This is a genomic window from Rhizobium sp. AC27/96, assembly GCF_001692325.1.
In the GTDB taxonomy this organism is placed as follows: Bacteria; Pseudomonadota; Alphaproteobacteria; order Rhizobiales; family Rhizobiaceae; genus Rhizobium.
Genome location: NZ_LXKN01000032.1, coordinates 1 through 15,291, shown reverse-complemented (window position 1 = coordinate 15,291; position 15,291 = coordinate 1). Strand labels below are relative to the sequence as shown.

Sequence of the window (15,291 nt, the reverse complement as noted above, 5' to 3'; positions counted from 1 at the left end):
GCTAGGTCTCGCTGATTCATGGATCGGATGGGCGCACTAAAGCATAAGGTAGAGCCTGAATATAGGAGGCATTTCGCCATTCGCGAGCGCAATCTTTTGTGACGGCTTGCCGGCGAAAGACCGAAAACATCAGGTTTGATCCGGCGCCGGACGCCGGATCTTTTGGCAGCAAACAATGCCGGCCTATCGATGCGCCGGGGTCTCTGCGACCTGATTGGCCGTGCGGATGACCGCGGACAAATCGGCTTCCTCAAAGGCCTCCTTCGAGATGCCGCTGATGTGGAAGGTCCTGTTTTCACCGGGCATCAGGTTGACGAGCATGTCGTCGACCTCGGCATTGGGGCTGATGCGATCGACGAACAGGCAGAGGTCCCGCAGCAGCGTATGCGCCGTGATGGTCACCGCAATTCCATCGCCGGTCTCGACGGTCTGAATATCGAAGCGCGGATGCGGATAACGCAGTTCCATGTCCTTCTCGAAGAACCACCAGGCTTCGGCATCGCCGAGGCGGGCGCGCAGGAATTCCCGTCGGGGATCGCCCGGCGTTGCCACGTCGTCCGGGATCGCGATGTCGGCATTCTCGAAGCGGTCGCATAGGACGCGCCAGACGGAATGATGAGCCAGCAGCTTGCCGTTGAAATCGAAGCGCTCGATGGTGAAAGGCACGCGCCAGAACAATGTCGCATCATTGGCGGCAACGGCGGCAAGCCCATCGCCGCGCGGCTGGATGGTCAGGAGATGCGGCGCGTAACTATGCTTCAATGCGTACCAGAGCGGCTTCTTGCGCCCCGCGCCGTCGATGGCCGCCCATGACGTCACCGGCCAGCAATCATTGAGCTGCCAGACGATCGTGCCCATGCAGGTCGGCCGGTGCGAGCGCATGTGATCGATGCCGAAGCCGATGGCGCGCGCCTGATTGAGCTGGGTGACGAATAGCCAGTCATCGAAATTCTGCGGGTGCGGGAACCAGCCTTCCAACCCTTGCAGCAGCTTGTCGTTGCCGCCGGTTGCCTTCTGATGGTGCAGGACCCCGGGGGAGGCGGGCGCGGGATCCGTCTCGCGCACGGATTGCGTCAGTGTCGCGAAGGTCGATGGCGCCTGCCAGCCGAATTCTGAGCAGAAGCGGGGGATATAGTTGCGGTAGGTCTCGTATCCCACCTCGTTCCAGACGTCCCAGATGTGCTTGCAGCCGTGCTCGTCGGCATTCGGCGCGATCTCCATCGAGCCGGAATAGGGGCTTCCCGCCCAATAGGGCCGGGTCGGATCGATTTCCGCTACGAGCTTCGGCAGCAGATCGAGGTAATAGCCGGCGCCCCAGGGGCGATTGCCGAGCACATCCTGCCAGCCCCAGTCGAAATAGCCCCAGATATTCTCGTTGTTGCCGTTCCAGATGACTAGCGAGGCGTAGGGCATGAGCCGGGTGATGGCTTCGCGCGCCTCGGCCTCGATCTCGCTGTAGACGGGCTCTTCTTCGGGGTAGGTGGCGCAGGCAAACAGGAAATCCTGCCAGACCATGATACCGGCGGCGTCGCATTCTTCATAGAACGTATCGGTCTCGTAGATGCCGCCACCCCATACGCGCAGCAAATTCATGTTGGCATCACGCGCCTGGGCGATACGCTCGCGATAGCGCTCCCGCGTCACGCGCGGCAGGAAGCAGTCGTCCGGAATCCAGTTGGCGCCGCGGGCAAAGACCGGCACGTCGTTGACGATGAGGGTGAAGGCAGAGCCGATCTCACCCGGCGTCGTATCGAGCCGCACGGAGCGGAAGCCGACGCGGCGGGTCCAGTCGTCGAGAGATGCACCATCGGAGCCGAGCAGCTGCAGGTCGAGGTGGTAGAGCGGCTGGTCGCCGAGCCCATGCGGCCACCAGACTTGCGGATTGTCGATGCGGCATTCGATCTGCGCGTGAGTTTCTCCCTGCGCAACACGGACTTCCGAGCGCTTGCCGCCGACCGACAGCACCAAGGCTACGCTATCCGTGCCCTTCGTCGCCCATTCGATCTCGACATGCAGGCGCGCGACGCCCTGGCCGCCCTGCAGCGTGATCTCCGGTCGAATGCTGCCGAGGCGCGCCTTCGACCAGCTTTCCACGGCGATCGGTTGCCAGATACCCGAGGTGACGACGGTCGGACCCCAGTCCCAGCCGAAATTGCAGGCCATCTTGCGGATGAGATTGCTCGGGCCGGGATAATTCTGGGGAATATCGGCGGCGCTGCCGAGCTGCTTGCGGACCTCCTCGCCATGTTCATAGGCGGATTGGAAGTCGACGATCAGCTCGTTGCGGCCGCTCTTGAGGCTGTCGCCGATATCGAAGCGGTAGCTGCGGTGCATGTTGCGGGTTTCGCCGAGTACCTTGCCGTTCAGTTCCAGGTGCGCCGCCGTGTCGAGGCCGAGGCAGGAGAGATCGATGCGATCGGCCTCATCGCTGTCCCAATCGAAAGCCAGGCGATAGCGCCAGGCGGAGCGGCCGATCCAGTCCTGCGAGATCTCGTTGACGTCCAGATAGGGGTCGGTGATCAGCTGCGCCGCCATCAGGTCGAGATGCACGTTGCCGGGCACGGCCGCCGCAATGCTGTTCGGCAGCGACGGTGCGCTGGAGGGCGCGCGAAGGCGCGAGATGGTCCAGCCGGTGTCGAGCGTCTGTCTTTTCATGTCATGGATCCGTGATGAAATGGATGTCTCAAATGGCCTTCGGCGCGATGAGTTGCGGCCCGGCCCGCAGGTGGCGGTTCATATGATGAGCTTAGGCGATTCGATCTCGTTGTTCCAACGCTTCCATGATGTCGCCCTGTTCACCATAGGCGATATCGACGGTTTTTGCGAAGCTTTGCCTGCCTCCATCAGTGGCCGTAACAATGGCAACGGAATGCCATAGACTTGTGACAGCGCATGATCATCGGCAAGCCCAGCCGATTGCTTTACGCCCACATCAAGGTCATATCGCCTGATGTCCAAGAGATCGGCAAGGTCGACATCGTTCTGATCATTCAAACGGCATGTTTGCGAGAATACCCGCTTCGCTGTCGAGTTACCGTGAAAATAAAGCGGCTGGTTGCATATTCGATAGGCTTTTGCTTAAAGTTTAAGCTGGTCTAGTGTTTTGATTTTATTTAACTTTTTCGATTATAAATCTGCAATTCGCTAATATTTCAACTCGAATTGGCAAGGTCGACCTGTCCATGAATTCCGTCTGGCCGGACGCCCCGAACGATGATTTTCGATCGCTTTTCAAGACGCATCCTTCGCCGATGTGGGTCTATGATCCCCAGACGCTGAAATTCCTGATCGTCAATGACGCAGCCCGCGATCTCTATGGCTATACGCATGCTGCTTTCGCCGTGATGACCGTGCTCGATATCCGGCCGGAGCAGGAGCGCGAGCGCATGCTCGATGCCGTGCACCAGCGCACAGACATGGAGATGGCGCAGCGCTGGACGCATCTGAAGGCTGATGGTCAGACGTTCGAGGTTTTGACCTACGGCCGTGAGATCTGCTTCGACGGCAAGGCCGCGATCCTGGCGATCGTCCAGGATCGCACCGAGGTCAACGCTGCCCGTCGGCAGGTCGATGCCACGCAGTCGCTGCTCGACAGTATCGTCGACAATCTTCCGGTCGGCGTCTTCGTCAAGGATATGGCGAGGGAAGGCCGCTACATCCTGTTCAACGAAGCCTGTGGCGGCATCATTGGGCAACGCGCGAAAGATGTCGTCGGCAAGCCGGATGAGGCCGTATTTTCGGACGAGCAGACCGCTATTTTTCGAGAGCAGGACAGGCTCGCCTTCGACACCGGCTCAACCGTCGGGTTCGAAGAGACTATCCATGCGCTGGATGGCGTTCCCCGCATCATCAAGACAGCAAAGCGCGTGCTCCCGGCCCCGAAGGGGCAGGCGCCGCGCTATCTTCTCGGCATCTCGCAGGACGTCACGGAGGAGCGCAGCGTCGAGGCGAAGCTTGCGCATCTCGCCATGCACGATTCCCTGACAGGCCTACCGAACCGGGCCTTCTTTTCAGAGAGCATCGTTCGGCAGGTAGCCTCCGCGACGCCGGAAAAGCCGATTGCGCTGCTCTATATCGATGTCGATCATTTCAAGCATATCAATGACAGCAAGGGCCATGCTGCCGGTGACATGCTGTTGCGTCAGGTCGCCGAACGCCTCCTGCAGCTTGCCGAGAAGAGCGATCTGGTCGCGCGCCTCGGCGGCGACGAGTTTGCGCTGGTGCTGAAAATGACCGATGCGGGGCGGGCCCAGCGTTTTGCGGATCTGCTGCTGCTCTCGCTTTCCGTGCCCTTCGATCTCGATGGCGTGCGCGAACATGTGACCTGCAGCATCGGCATCGCGATGGCGCCGGAGCATGGCAGCGATGCCGACGTGCTGATGCGGGATGCGGATCTGGCGCTCTATGCCGCCAAGGGCAGTGGTCGGTCGACCTATCGCTTCTACCAGGCCGACATGCGACTGGAGGCGGAGCGGCGTCATCAGCTTACCCTCGAGCTTCGGGAAGCCCTGCAGAACGTCGAATTCGAACTCCATTATCAGCCGATCATCCGGCTGGACAATGACGGCCTGTCGGGTTTCGAGGCTCTGATTCGCTGGCGCCATCCCAGGCGCGGTCTCATCGCGCCGGCCGAGTTCATCCCCGTTGCGGAAGAAACCGGCATGATTGTGCCGATCGGCGATTGGGTGCTGAGGGAAGCCTGCCGGACTGCCGCACATTGGCCGGACAATCTGAAAATCGCCATCAACCTGTCGGTCTATCAATTCCGCCATGCGAGCCTGCTTGCCAGCGTCGTCGCCGTTCTCGATGAAACCGGTCTCAGCCCCGGGCGGCTGGAGATCGAAATCACCGAATCCGTCCTGCTTTCCGAAGTCGAGCAAAGCCTGTCGCTGCTGCGCGCCCTGAAGGAGCTCGGCATTCGCATCGCCATCGACGATTTCGGCACCGGCTATTCATCGCTCAGCTACCTGCGCTCCTTTTCCTTCGACAAGATCAAGCTCGACCGCAGCTTCGTCGCCGGCATGGAAACCGATCCGGGCAATCTGGCCATCGTGCGTGCCGTCGTTGGCATTGCCTCCGGCTTCAATGCTGTGACGCTCGCCGAGGGCATCGAAACGGAGGCACAGTTGGCGAAGCTTCGCGCCGAAGGCTATAACGAGGTGCAGGGCTTCCTGCTCGGACGCCCGATGCCGCGCGCGGAGGCCGAGGCGCGTATTTTCAGTGAGATCTATCCTCCAAGGGTCATTCTAGCCCGATAGCGCTGCGGGGATACAGCTTGAATGATGACGCCTCACCGGGCTGCCAAAAATTTTTGAAAAAAATCGATTTCCTCTGTCGGAATGTCTCTCCGGTCGACGTCCTTGGGGCAGCCCATCGCAAGGGCACGACCCATAAACCCGTCCCCAAGGAGAGACGAACATGACCGATACGACAGAACAGACCCAGGCTTCTCAACCGCGCGTGCCGGTGCGCGGCGGTGTCGTGGCCTATCTGACGGTAGATGGCGCAACGAAGGCTGCAGAGTTTTACAAGCATGCCTTCGGCGCCGAAGAGGCCTTCATGTTCCCGGTCGACGAAAAGGGCCGGACCATGCACATTCATCTCTACATCAACGGCAGCTCCGTCATGCTGGGGGATGCCTATCCGGAATACGGCCATGCGCTGGAAAAGCCGCAGTCTTTCGTCATGCAGCTCGTCGTCGAGGACTTCGATGCGTGGTGGAAGCGCGCCGTCGATGCCGGGCTTGAGGTCATCGTCGAGCCGCAGGTGATGTTCTGGGGTGATCGTTGGGGCCAGCTTCGCGACCGCTTCGGCGTCACCTGGGCCATGAATGCGCCCGTCAACGGATAACGTCTGCAAGCTCTCGGCGCGGAATACGCGCGCCGAGAGCTTCTTCCTAGGCCGTTGGCCTATTCAGCGAGCAAGCTCCGCGTCAGCGGATGAGAGGCATCGGCAAGCCCATCCAAGACCGTGTAATGGTGCTTGTCCGGCTCGATCACCGCTTCCGTTGCGGCGCCAAGCCCGGTCCAGATATTGGCCAGCAAAGCATTCTGGCGAATGAATTCCGCGCGCTCCGCGCCGCCCACCCAGCACGTAAGGCGGACATTGGTCACTGGCTCCAGCAATGCCGGGCTTTCGGCCATTGCTTCGGCGGCATCGATACGAAGTTCCTTGTTCATTTTGCGCTTCATGATCGGACGCAGGTCGTGCAAGCCGGAGATCGCGAGGACATGGCGTATGCGTTTGAGGATCGCCTCGTCTAGCGGCGACGTCGTCGTCATCATTCGGGCGACGAGCTGACCGCCGGCCGAATGCCCCGTCAGAATGATGGGGCCGTCCACCATTTCTGCTGCCTTGGTGATCGCCGCCGCGATCTCCCTGCCGATGCCGCCGATGCGATTGTCCGGGCAAAGCGTGTAAGAGGGGATTGCCACCGCATAGCCGGCCGCAATCGAGCCGGCGGCGAGATGTGACCAATAGCTCTTGTCCAGTTGCAGCCAGTAGCCGCCATGCACGAAAACCACCAATCCCTTTGGGTGGCCTTCGGGCAGAAAGAGATCGAAGCGGTTGCGCTCAGCGGGACCATAGACGAGATCAAGCTTTGCGCGCCCCGCTGCGGAAAGGCTTTCGCGGAAAGACCTGGCTGGCTCCACCCAGGCATCCGGCCATCGATTGCCGTCGACGATATAAGCGCCGTTGGTATAGGCGCTCTCCCAGTCGGTCAGCTTGAAATAGCTCATTTCCAACTCCTCCGTTTCGGCGCCCTGCGATGATGGGTCAGGTCACAGCCGAGCGCACGGCAAAGCGTGCATCCTTCCATGAGCCGCTGCGCAAGATATCTTCGAGCACAGCCGCGGCGCGCCAGACATCCCGATAGCTGACGTAAAGCGGCGTGAAGCCGAAACGCAGTGTCGAGGGCGCGCGGAAATCGCCGATGACGCCGCTGTCGATCAATGCCTGCATGACCTCATAACCGTTGCTATGGGTGAAGGAGACCTGGCTACCGCGCCGTTCGCTGTCGCGCGTGGTGTCCAGCACGACGCCATATTGGCCGCACTTCGCTTCGACCAGCCGGATGAAGAGATCGGTCAGCGCAATGCTCTTTTGGCGCAGAGCATTCATGTCCACTTCATCCCACAGCGAAAGCGCACCCTTTAGCGCCCGCAACGAAAGGATGGGCTGCGTGCCGCAGAGGAAGCGCTTGATGCCGGCGTCGCCATCAAAGTCTCGCTCGAAAGCAAAAGGCCGGGCATGGCTCCACCAGCCGCTGAGCGGTTGAACGATGGATGTGTGATGCCGGCGGGCTGCATAGATGAAGGCCGGAGCACCCGGGCCGCCGTTTAGATATTTATAGGAGCAGCCGACGGCGAAATCGGCGTTTGCACCATCGAGATCGACCGGAAGCGCGCCGGCGCTATGGCACAGATCCCAGATGACAAGCGCGCCTGCTGCCTGAATGCGCTTGGTCAGCGCTGCCATGTCGCGCAGTTCGCCGTTCTTGTAGTTGACGTGATTGACGAGCACGACGGCGACACTTTCGTCGATCAGTTCCTCGATTGTATCGGCATCGCGGCCTTCGAGGCGAAGCGTAACGCCGGGACGGGTCGAAGCCACGCCTTCGGCCATATAGAGATCGGTGGGGAAGCTGTCGCCTTCGGCGACGATAACGTTGCGGTCCGGCCGCATCGTCAGGGCTGCATGCAGCGTTTTGTAGATATTGATCGACGTGGAGTCGGTGACGACAGTCTGGCCCTCAGCCGCGCCGATCAACCGGCCGATGCTGTCACCGAGTTCGAGCGGAAGATGAAACCAACCGGCGCTGTTCCAGCTGCGGATCAGGCCGTTGCCCCATTCCTCCATGGCTGCCTGGCGCACTTCGGCAAAGACATCGTGGGAGGCCGCGCCCAGCGAATTGCCATCGAGATAGATGACGCCGGCTGGCAGGGCAAAACGGCTGCGGAAGGCGCGCAGTGGGTCGTTCTCGTCCATAGCCTCAATGGCGGCGAGATCGGGAAGGCTGTCCATGATTGTATGGCCTCTTGATTTATTCGCGAATGGTTTCCCGGGTGGCTGCTCCGCCGCGGCTGCGGCGGATGCTCGGTAGCGCCAGCATGATGAGCACGAAGAGGCCCGTGGCGAGTTTCAGGTTCGGCGGCGGCATGCCGGCGGCAAGGCTGAGCGAAACGAGCTGATAGTAGACGATTGAGCCAACGAAAGGCGCAAGCAACTGCCGCAATACGGTCTGCTTGCCGGTGAAGGCTTCGCCGATCATTAGCGCGGCGAGGCCGTTGATCAGGATGCCGATGCCCATATTGACGTCGGCAAAGCCCTGAGACTGCACCATCAATGCGCCGCCGGCTGCGGAAAACGCACTGGCAATGCCGACGCCGCCAATGGTCGCGGCCCAGACATTGATGCCCTGTGCCTCTGCCATGTCCGGATTGGAGCCGACGGCGCGCATGGCCGTGCCCTTTTCCGTCTTGAAGTAGAGGTTGAGGGCGATGAGGACGATAACGGCAATCAAGCCGGCAACGACGATCTTGCTTGCCGGGAAGCCGGGTTCTGCAAACGGCACCCAGTCGAACACGGTCGGCGAGCCGAAGACGGACAGGTTGGATTTGCCCATAATGGCGAGATTGACGCTGTACAGCATCGTCGACATCAGGATGCCGGCGAGCAGCGTGTGGATGCGGAAGCGCAGGTGAATGAATGCCGTGCAGCAACCGGCAGCAAGGCCGACGACGAAGGCCACTGCGATTGCGAGCGGCGGTGCGACACCGGCGGCCAGCAGAACGCCGCAGACGCAGCCCCCGAGCGGAAATGCACCTTCGCTGGTCAGATCCGGAAAATTCAGCATGCGGAACGGGATCATGATCCCGAGGACGACGAAGCTCAGGATGAAGCTCTGTGCCAGCGTGACCGGGATGAGCGAGACGAAACTCGAAACGGTTGTCTGAATGAAATCCATGATATCAGCTCACCAGCAACATTCGGTCGGTCTTGACGGAGAAATGACCGATGAGTTCGGGCACGGTGATGCGCCGTTTTCCTTCCCCGGTGATTTCCAGATGAAGGCGGCCGGCGTCTAGCATGATAATGCTGTCGCCGAAGTCGACGGCATGCTGCATGTTGTGCGTCACCATCAGCGTCGTCAGCTTCAGCGCCTCGACGGTGCGAACCGTTGCCTGCATGACGATATCGGCCGTGCGCGGATCAAGCGCGGCAGTATGTTCATCGAGCAGCAGCACATCGGGCGAACCACCAACCGCCATGATCAGCGAGAGCGATTGCCGCTGGCCGCCGGAAAGCAGCTCCACCTTGGTATCGAGCCGATTCTCCAGGCCGAGGCCGAGAACGGCGAGACGCTCCTTGTAAGCGGCAAGGCGAGCAGCGTTCAGCCCGGGACGAAATCCTCGCGTTTTGCCGCGCAATTCGGCCAGAAGCATGTTCTCGCCGACGGTCATGCTCGCTGCAGTTCCCTTCATCGGGTCCTGAAACACGCGCGCCAGACGGGCGGCGCGCTTGTGCACCGGCATGTTGGTCACGTCGTTGCCGTTGATGAGGATCTCTCCGGAATCGAGGCTGAGTGCGCCTGAGATCGCGTTGAGCATGCTGCTCTTGCCCGCGCCGTTCGAGCCGATGACGACGCCGAACTCACCGGATTTAAGGGAAAGTGTCAGGCCGTTGAGCGCGACTTTCTCGTCCGGCTGGCCTCTGTAGAAAACCTTGCGCGCGGATTTGATGTCCAGCATCCGTGCCTCCCTGCAATGTAGGCTTGGAGCGGTTAGGCGTTTCACGAAATCGCCTAACCGTCTTAAGCTATTGTTTTACGCAATTCCGAACGGAAAACCGCTACGCACTTTTCCTGAAATTGCTCCGGAAAATGGCGGCGTTCATGACGCCGCCATGGATCCGAATGATCGTTAGAAGATGCCGCCGATTACTTCGTGAAGCAATTGCAATCGGCAAGCGAAGCCGGGACTTCGGCGCCGAATGCCTTCAGCACGGCCTTGTTGATCAGCGGCGCATGGTCCTTGTAAGCCGGAACGGACGGCTTGATCGTCTTCGGATCGGCACCCTTCAGGATCTCGGCCGCGATCTTGCCGGCATTTTCGCCGACCTGCTCGTAGTTGACGGCGAAGCTGGCCGGGACGACGCCACTGCGAACGGCCGCATCGTCGGAATTGACGATCGGGATCTGTGCCTGGCGGGCAGCGGCGGCAACGGCCGGGATTGCCGGCTGCAGCAGGTTGGAAGCCGGCGTGTAGATCACGTCGGCCTTGCCGGCGAGCGAGGCGATGCGCTGCTGGATGTCGTTGACGTTGTCGACACCGACCGGAACGACTTCGAAGCCGGCAGCCGGAGCGGCAGCCTTGACCTTGTCGATCAGCGCAACGTCGTTGGCTTCGCCCGGATTGTAGGGCACGCCGAGACGCTTGGCATTCGGCAGCAGCTTCTTGGTGAAGGTCAGGATCGCGGAAATGTCCTGCAGGTCGCTCGAGCCGGTAATGCCGACGTCACCCGAATCCCACGACGGGACGAGCTTGGCGGCGACCGGATCGGTGACCGCGGTGAAGACGATCGGAATGCCGGAGCCGGCGAGTGCCTTCTTGGCGATCTGCGATACCGGTGTCGTGACCGTATACATCAGCTTCGGATGTTCGGATTGCAGCTTGGCGATCATCTGCGGCACGAGCGAAGCGTCGAAGCTCGTATTGCTTTCGGAATAGACGACATCCTTGCCTTCGACGAAGCCATTATCGGCGAGTGCCTTCTTGAAGCCGGCGATCGAGGCGTTGAGCTGCGGATGCTCGCCGAAGTTGGCGATTGCGATCTTGATGGGCTCGGCCGATGCCGAGGCGACGCCTGCCATGAAGGCACCGGCAACCACGAGGCTGGACAGCCATTTGGACGTAAAGCTACGCATATTTTCCTCCCGAATGTGTCAAGGAGCCATGTTCCCTCGGCTCTCTTGACGGGGATCATAGCGACTGCTGCAAGCCTGTCAATTTGCGATATATGATATGCACCGCACGCGCCTTTAATATATAATTTCCCGTTACGGCGATTTTATATATAATCCGGGCCGGAAGAGGGCTGGGATAGAGGTCATGCAGGACAAGGATGCGTTGAGCAAGACGGAGGCAGCCTACTGGCTGTTGCGGCGCGATATCCTCAATACGAGGCTGAGGCCAGGCGCATCTTTGCGGCTCGGCGCTCTCCGGGATATTTACGGTGTCGGCTGGACGCCACTTCGCGAGGCGCTCTCGCGGCTGGAGGCCGAGAAGCTGGTGACGGCCGCCAGCAATCGCGGCTTCGCAGTGGCACCCGTATCGCGTGCGGAACTGGAAGACCTGATGCGGGCCCGCATGGTCATCGAAATGCCGCTTCTTCTGGAATCGATCGAAAAGGGCGGCCCGGATTGGGAGTCCGCCGTCGTCACAGCGCATTACCGCCTGTCGCGCTGCAAGATCGTGCCGGACGATGCCTCGGATGAGATGGCCGACGAATGGGACGAGAAGCATACGGCCTTTCATGCCGCGCTCGTCAGCGCGGCAACATCGAACTGGCTCCAGCGTTTCCAGGCCACCATTTCCGACCAGCTCCGCCGCCATCACCGCTTCCTCGGCTTGGCGCCGACGCAGCGCGCGGCCGCTGGCCTGACGATCGGCTATGAAAAAGCGGCAGCGGCCCTGCAGGATGCCATGGCGATCGAGCACCATACCGCGCTGATGGAGGCAGCCCTCGACCGCGATCTCGATCGCGCCAAGGCGCTGATGACCGAGCATATCGGCTACACGCTGCAGGTCTATATTCGCTCGGAGGATGAGGAAGAGCAGCAAGGGCAAAAGCAGCTCATCGGCACGCGACCATAGAAAATCGCCGCGTCCTTCAATCGAAGGATGACAAACCGGCACGGGCTCCTATTCTCAATACAGTTTTTTGAATTTTGAGACCGGCCAATCATGATGGCGGCTGGTGGGAGGACAACATGACGCGTGTAGTGGTTATCGGCGCGACCGGCCATGTCGGGACATATCTCGTCCCTCGGCTGGTCGAGGCGGGGCACCAGGTGGTGGCAATCAGCCGAGGCCAGGCGAAGCCCTATTCGCCGAACCGGGCCTGGGACGACGTCGAAATGCTGACCATGGACCGCGCAGGTTTGGAGAAAGACAGCAGTTTCGGTCCGGCGATCCGCGCATTGAAGGCGGATATCGTCATCGACATGATCTGTTTCACGCTGGATAGCGCCAGGCACCTGACCGAAGCGCTTGCCGGACATGTCAGCCACTTCCTGCATACGGGCACGATCTGGACGCATGGCTTCTCTACGGTAGTTCCGACGCCAGAGGAGGCGCCAAAGCAGCCGTTTGGTGACTACGGTACGCAGAAGGCGGCAATCGAGACGCATCTTCTGGAAGAGGCTCGCCGCCGGGGGTTTCCCGCGACCTTGATCCACCCGGGCCACATCGTCGGACCGGGCTGGTCTCCGCTTAATCCGGCCGGCCATTTCAATCTCTCAGCGTTTTCGACATTGGCGCGCGGCGTAACGCTTGCTTTACCGAATTTCGGCCTCGAGACGGTTCACCATGTCCACGCCGATGATGTCGCGCAGATGTTCATGGGCGCGATCGCCAATTGGAGTGTATCGACCGGGGAGGCGTTTCATGCGGTTTCAAGCGGCGCGCTGACGCTCAGGGGCTATGCCGAGGCGATGTCACGGTGGTTCGGTCATGAACCGAAGCTTGAGTTCCTGCCCTATGAGGCTTGGGCAAAGGACCAGACGCCCGAAGATGCGCAGGCCACCTGGGAGCACATCGCCCGGAGCCCGAATTGCTCGATCGCCAAGGCGCAGAAACTGCTCGGCTATCAGCCGCGCTATACATCGCTGCAGGCGGTTCAAGAATCTGTCGCATGGCTGATGGCAAACGGCCGGATCGGCTGACGAGCCGGACTTCAGGCCGTCATCGCTTGAGCCAAGCCACCATACCCTCGGCCGCCGTTCGCCCAGTGGCAAAGCAGGCCGTAAGCAGGTAGCCGCCCGTCGGCGCTTCCCAATCGATCATTTCCCCGGCGACGAACAGGCCGGGGAGCTTCTTCAGCATATAGCCCTCATCGAGCTCGCTCCAGCGGATGCCGCCGGCCGAGGAGATGGCCTCGGCAATGGGCCTTGGTCGCAAAAGCGGGATCGGCAAGGCCTTGATCAGCCGCGCGAGACCTTCCGGCTCTGAAAGGATAGGCGGCGCTGCCAGTTCGCGGATCAAGCCGGCCTTCACGCCTTCGATCCCCGCGCCCTTGCGCAGCCGATTGGAAAGGCTGGCCTTAGCGTCCTGCCGGGCGAGTTCCCGCGCGAGCCGCTCGGTTGTACGTCCGGGCACGAGATCGACGACGAGCACAGCTTTGTCTCCGCGTGCCAGCCGGTCGCGCAATGCGGCGGCATGGGCATAGACCAGGCTGCCTTCGATGCCGGTTTGCGAGATGACGAACTCACCGGGAAACGTTCCCGCCTCGGAAGTGGCTGTGACCGCTTTCAGCGGCGCGCCGGCGAAGCGTTCCTTGAATGGCACGCTCCAGGCGACGTCGAAGCCGCAATTGGCCGGCTGGAAGGGGGTGATATCGATCGCCTTGTCTTCGAGCCAGTCGACCCATGCCGCATCCGAACCCAATCGAGGATAGCTGGCACCGCCAAGCGCGAGCAAAGCGGCGTCGTATTCGACGATCTTGCGCCCCTGTGGCGTCTCCAGAGCCAGGCCGCCATCCGAAAAACCGGACCAGCGATGCCGCGTCATGACGCTCACTCCCTGGGCCTCCAGCCGCGCGAGCCAGGCGCGCAGCAGGGGCGACGCCTTCATGGCCTTCGGGAACACACGGCCGGAAGAGCCGATAAATGTCTCCGTACCCAATCCTTCGGCCCAGGCCCTGACGTCGTCCGGTCCAAAGCGATCGAGCGCGGCGCGCAGCCGGGGTGAGGCTGTGCCGAAGCGATCGGCGAAGAGACGGAACTCTTCCGAATGGGTGATGTTCAGTCCGGATTTGCCGGCCAGCAGGAATTTGCGCGCAACCGTCGGCATGCTGTCATAGACGGTGACACGATGGCCGGACGCAGACAGGACTTCTGCCGCCATGAGCCCGGCGGGGCCGCCGCCGATGATTGCGATCTGCTTTTCAGCCATGGGCCAATCCGGTGCCAATTTCCATTCGTTCTCTTGAGCCGGACCGGCCACGAAAGCAAGATCGTTCCATCCATATCCAAGGAAACTCCTGCCTCAAGCAGCGACCTTCATTATGACATATCCACATTTAAATCGATATAACCGTCTGGTTACTACGGCCCGTGAATCGCCGGGGGCTGTCAACTGATGCGATGATCGGTTACTTATCGGCGACAGGAAGGGCCTTTCAGCCCTGTGAGATGTCGCCGGGAGCCATGATGTCGGAAGCCAGAACCGTGAAACGCCGCGCCAAGAGCACAGACGCTGCGAATGCCGATGAAGGGGCATCGCGGGCGACTGCGGAACGGCCGCGTCTGAGGGACGCAGAGCGCACGAGCAAGGCGATTTTGGCTGCGGCGACGAAGGAATTTGCCGAGCGCGGCTATGGCGGCGCCCGCGTTGACGCCATTGCCGAGCGTGCCAAGATCAACAAGCGGATGCTCTACCATTATTTCGGTGGCAAGGATGCGCTCTATGTCGCCGTTCTCGAAGGCAGCTACATCGCCATCCGCTCCGCCGAGGCCAGGCTTGATCTCACGCATCGCTCGCCCAGGGATGGCATGCGCGAGCTTGTTGTTTTCACATGGCAATATTTCCTGGATCACCCTGAATTCCTCGGCATTCTCAGCACGGAAAACATGCACAAGGCCCGCTTCCTGAAGCGGTCGGCCCGCATTTTCGAGCTGCATTCACCCTTGGTTGCGGAAATTTCCGGTCTGCTGGATCGAGGCGCGGCCTCCGGTGATTTCCGTCCCGGCTGCGATCCGGTGAAGATCTATATGAGCATCGCCGCCCTCGGCTCGTTCTTCCTGACGAACCGCTGGACACTGTCGACGATCTTCCGGCGCAATCTCTCGGACAAGGGTGAAATTGAGGCCTGGGGCGAGCATATCGTCGAGGTCATTTTCGCCTATCTGCGCCCCTAGGCGCCTTTCAGCCACTCGCTCCATAGTCCCTGCTTCGCGCTCTTGCTTCTGGGCGTTGACAGGTGCGCTTTGCCATGTCAGTTATGTAACTATATGGTTATTTACGGGAGGAATGGCTTATGGCGACAAGGCCAATCGGGATCATCATGCAC

Annotated in this window: 13 protein-coding genes; 6 read left to right on the top strand and 7 right to left on the bottom strand. The window is 60.9% G+C overall.

Going from position 1 to position 15,291, the window contains the following annotated elements; all coding sequences use genetic code 11:
- Nucleotides 1-183: 183 nt before the first annotated feature.
- On the bottom strand, nt 184-2,655 hold the full coding sequence (locus A6U86_RS21790; protein WP_068395163.1) for a glycoside hydrolase family 2 protein: 2,472 nt from the start codon (nt 2,653-2,655) through the stop codon (nt 184-186).
- Between A6U86_RS21790 and A6U86_RS21785 the strand changes: the two genes are divergently transcribed.
- The 3 genes from A6U86_RS21785 to A6U86_RS21770 all read left to right on the top strand — a co-directional run bounded on the left by A6U86_RS21785 (nt 2,654) and on the right by A6U86_RS21770 (nt 5,850).
- Entirely contained in the window at nt 2,654-2,878 is a 225-nt protein-coding gene (locus A6U86_RS21785) for a hypothetical protein (protein WP_068395161.1), read from the top strand. The genes A6U86_RS21790 and A6U86_RS21785 overlap by 2 nt on opposite strands.
- Nucleotides 2,879-3,182: 304 nt before the next feature.
- Nucleotides 3,183-5,258, top strand: a complete 2,076-nt coding sequence (locus A6U86_RS21775; protein ID WP_068395157.1) for a bifunctional diguanylate cyclase/phosphodiesterase — start codon at nt 3,183-3,185, stop codon at nt 5,256-5,258.
- A gap of 160 nt (nt 5,259-5,418) precedes the next feature.
- Complete coding sequence (locus A6U86_RS21770) at nt 5,419-5,850, top strand: glyoxalase/bleomycin resistance/extradiol dioxygenase family protein (protein ID WP_068395155.1); 432 nt, start codon at nt 5,419-5,421, stop codon at nt 5,848-5,850.
- A 59-nt stretch (nt 5,851-5,909) separates the two neighbouring features.
- Here the strand turns inward: A6U86_RS21770 and A6U86_RS21765 are convergent, their stop codons facing one another.
- The 5 genes from A6U86_RS21765 to A6U86_RS21745 form a co-directional block, all read right to left on the bottom strand.
- Nucleotides 5,910-6,740 carry an alpha/beta hydrolase gene (locus A6U86_RS21765; RefSeq protein ID WP_068395153.1) on the bottom strand — a complete coding sequence of 277 codons (831 nt, stop codon included), beginning with the start codon at nt 6,738-6,740 and terminating at the stop codon, nt 5,910-5,912.
- A 37-nt stretch (nt 6,741-6,777) separates the two neighbouring features.
- Nucleotides 6,778-8,025: a kynureninase gene (gene kynU, locus A6U86_RS21760; protein ID WP_068395152.1), complete on the bottom strand. Its 1,248-nt coding sequence runs from the start codon at nt 8,023-8,025 to the stop codon at nt 6,778-6,780.
- A 19-nt stretch (nt 8,026-8,044) separates the two neighbouring features.
- Nucleotides 8,045-8,968: an ABC transporter permease gene (locus A6U86_RS21755; RefSeq protein ID WP_068395151.1), complete on the bottom strand. Its 924-nt coding sequence runs from the start codon at nt 8,966-8,968 to the stop codon at nt 8,045-8,047.
- A gap of 4 nt (nt 8,969-8,972) precedes the next feature.
- The gene (locus tag A6U86_RS21750) at nt 8,973-9,752 is read right to left on the bottom strand and encodes an ABC transporter ATP-binding protein (RefSeq protein WP_068395150.1); all 780 of its coding nucleotides are present in this window, start codon (nt 9,750-9,752) and stop codon (nt 8,973-8,975) included.
- 188 nt (nt 9,753-9,940) lie between these two features.
- The gene (locus A6U86_RS21745; RefSeq protein ID WP_068395146.1) at nt 9,941-10,927 is read right to left on the bottom strand and encodes an ABC transporter substrate-binding protein; all 987 of its coding nucleotides are present in this window, start codon (nt 10,925-10,927) and stop codon (nt 9,941-9,943) included.
- Nucleotides 10,928-11,111: 184 nt separating this feature from the next.
- On the opposite strand from A6U86_RS21745, the gene A6U86_RS21740 reads away from it, so the two are divergent.
- Nucleotides 11,112-11,876, top strand: coding sequence for a GntR family transcriptional regulator (locus A6U86_RS21740; RefSeq protein ID WP_068395144.1), 765 nt, complete (start codon nt 11,112-11,114; stop codon nt 11,874-11,876).
- 116 nt (nt 11,877-11,992) lie between these two features.
- Entirely contained in the window at nt 11,993-12,946 is a 954-nt protein-coding gene (locus tag A6U86_RS21735) for an NAD(P)-dependent oxidoreductase (protein ID WP_068395966.1), read from the top strand.
- Nucleotides 12,947-12,965: 19 nt separating this feature from the next.
- On the opposite strand, the gene A6U86_RS21730 is transcribed toward A6U86_RS21735, so the two are convergent.
- Nucleotides 12,966-14,174 (bottom strand): TIGR03862 family flavoprotein, encoded by a 1,209-nt coding sequence (locus A6U86_RS21730; RefSeq protein WP_068395142.1) that lies wholly within the window; start codon nt 14,172-14,174, stop codon nt 12,966-12,968.
- A 257-nt stretch (nt 14,175-14,431) separates the two neighbouring features.
- Here A6U86_RS21730 and A6U86_RS21725 point away from each other — a divergent pair, with 257 nt between their 5' ends.
- Nucleotides 14,432-15,139 (top strand): TetR/AcrR family transcriptional regulator, encoded by a 708-nt coding sequence (locus A6U86_RS21725; protein ID WP_068395963.1) that lies wholly within the window; start codon nt 14,432-14,434, stop codon nt 15,137-15,139.
- The last annotated feature ends 152 nt before the right edge of the window (nt 15,140-15,291 follow it).

What these genes read in the sequence shown, in the direction of transcription:
- A6U86_RS21770 (WP_068395155.1), top strand. Translation starts at nt 5,419, where the DNA reads ATGACCGATACGACAGAACAGACCCAGGCTTCTCAACCGCGCGTGCCG.
- A6U86_RS21790 (WP_068395163.1), bottom strand. Translation starts at nt 2,655, where the DNA reads ATGAAAAGACAGACGCTCGACACCGGCTGGACCATCTCGCGCCTTCGC.
- A6U86_RS21735 (WP_068395966.1), top strand. Translation starts at nt 11,993, where the DNA reads ATGACGCGTGTAGTGGTTATCGGCGCGACCGGCCATGTCGGGACATAT.
- A6U86_RS21785 (WP_068395161.1), top strand. Translation starts at nt 2,654, where the DNA reads ATGTCATGGATCCGTGATGAAATGGATGTCTCAAATGGCCTTCGGCGC.
- A6U86_RS21775 (WP_068395157.1), top strand. Translation starts at nt 3,183, where the DNA reads ATGAATTCCGTCTGGCCGGACGCCCCGAACGATGATTTTCGATCGCTT.
- A6U86_RS21765 (WP_068395153.1), bottom strand. Translation starts at nt 6,740, where the DNA reads ATGAGCTATTTCAAGCTGACCGACTGGGAGAGCGCCTATACCAACGGC.
- kynU (WP_068395152.1), bottom strand. Translation starts at nt 8,025, where the DNA reads ATGGACAGCCTTCCCGATCTCGCCGCCATTGAGGCTATGGACGAGAAC.
- A6U86_RS21740 (WP_068395144.1), top strand. Translation starts at nt 11,112, where the DNA reads ATGCAGGACAAGGATGCGTTGAGCAAGACGGAGGCAGCCTACTGGCTG.
- A6U86_RS21730 (WP_068395142.1), bottom strand. Translation starts at nt 14,174, where the DNA reads ATGGCTGAAAAGCAGATCGCAATCATCGGCGGCGGCCCCGCCGGGCTC.
- A6U86_RS21725 (WP_068395963.1), top strand. Translation starts at nt 14,432, where the DNA reads ATGTCGGAAGCCAGAACCGTGAAACGCCGCGCCAAGAGCACAGACGCT.
- A6U86_RS21755 (WP_068395151.1), bottom strand. Translation starts at nt 8,968, where the DNA reads ATGGATTTCATTCAGACAACCGTTTCGAGTTTCGTCTCGCTCATCCCG.
- A6U86_RS21745 (WP_068395146.1), bottom strand. Translation starts at nt 10,927, where the DNA reads ATGCGTAGCTTTACGTCCAAATGGCTGTCCAGCCTCGTGGTTGCCGGT.
- A6U86_RS21750 (WP_068395150.1), bottom strand. Translation starts at nt 9,752, where the DNA reads ATGCTGGACATCAAATCCGCGCGCAAGGTTTTCTACAGAGGCCAGCCG.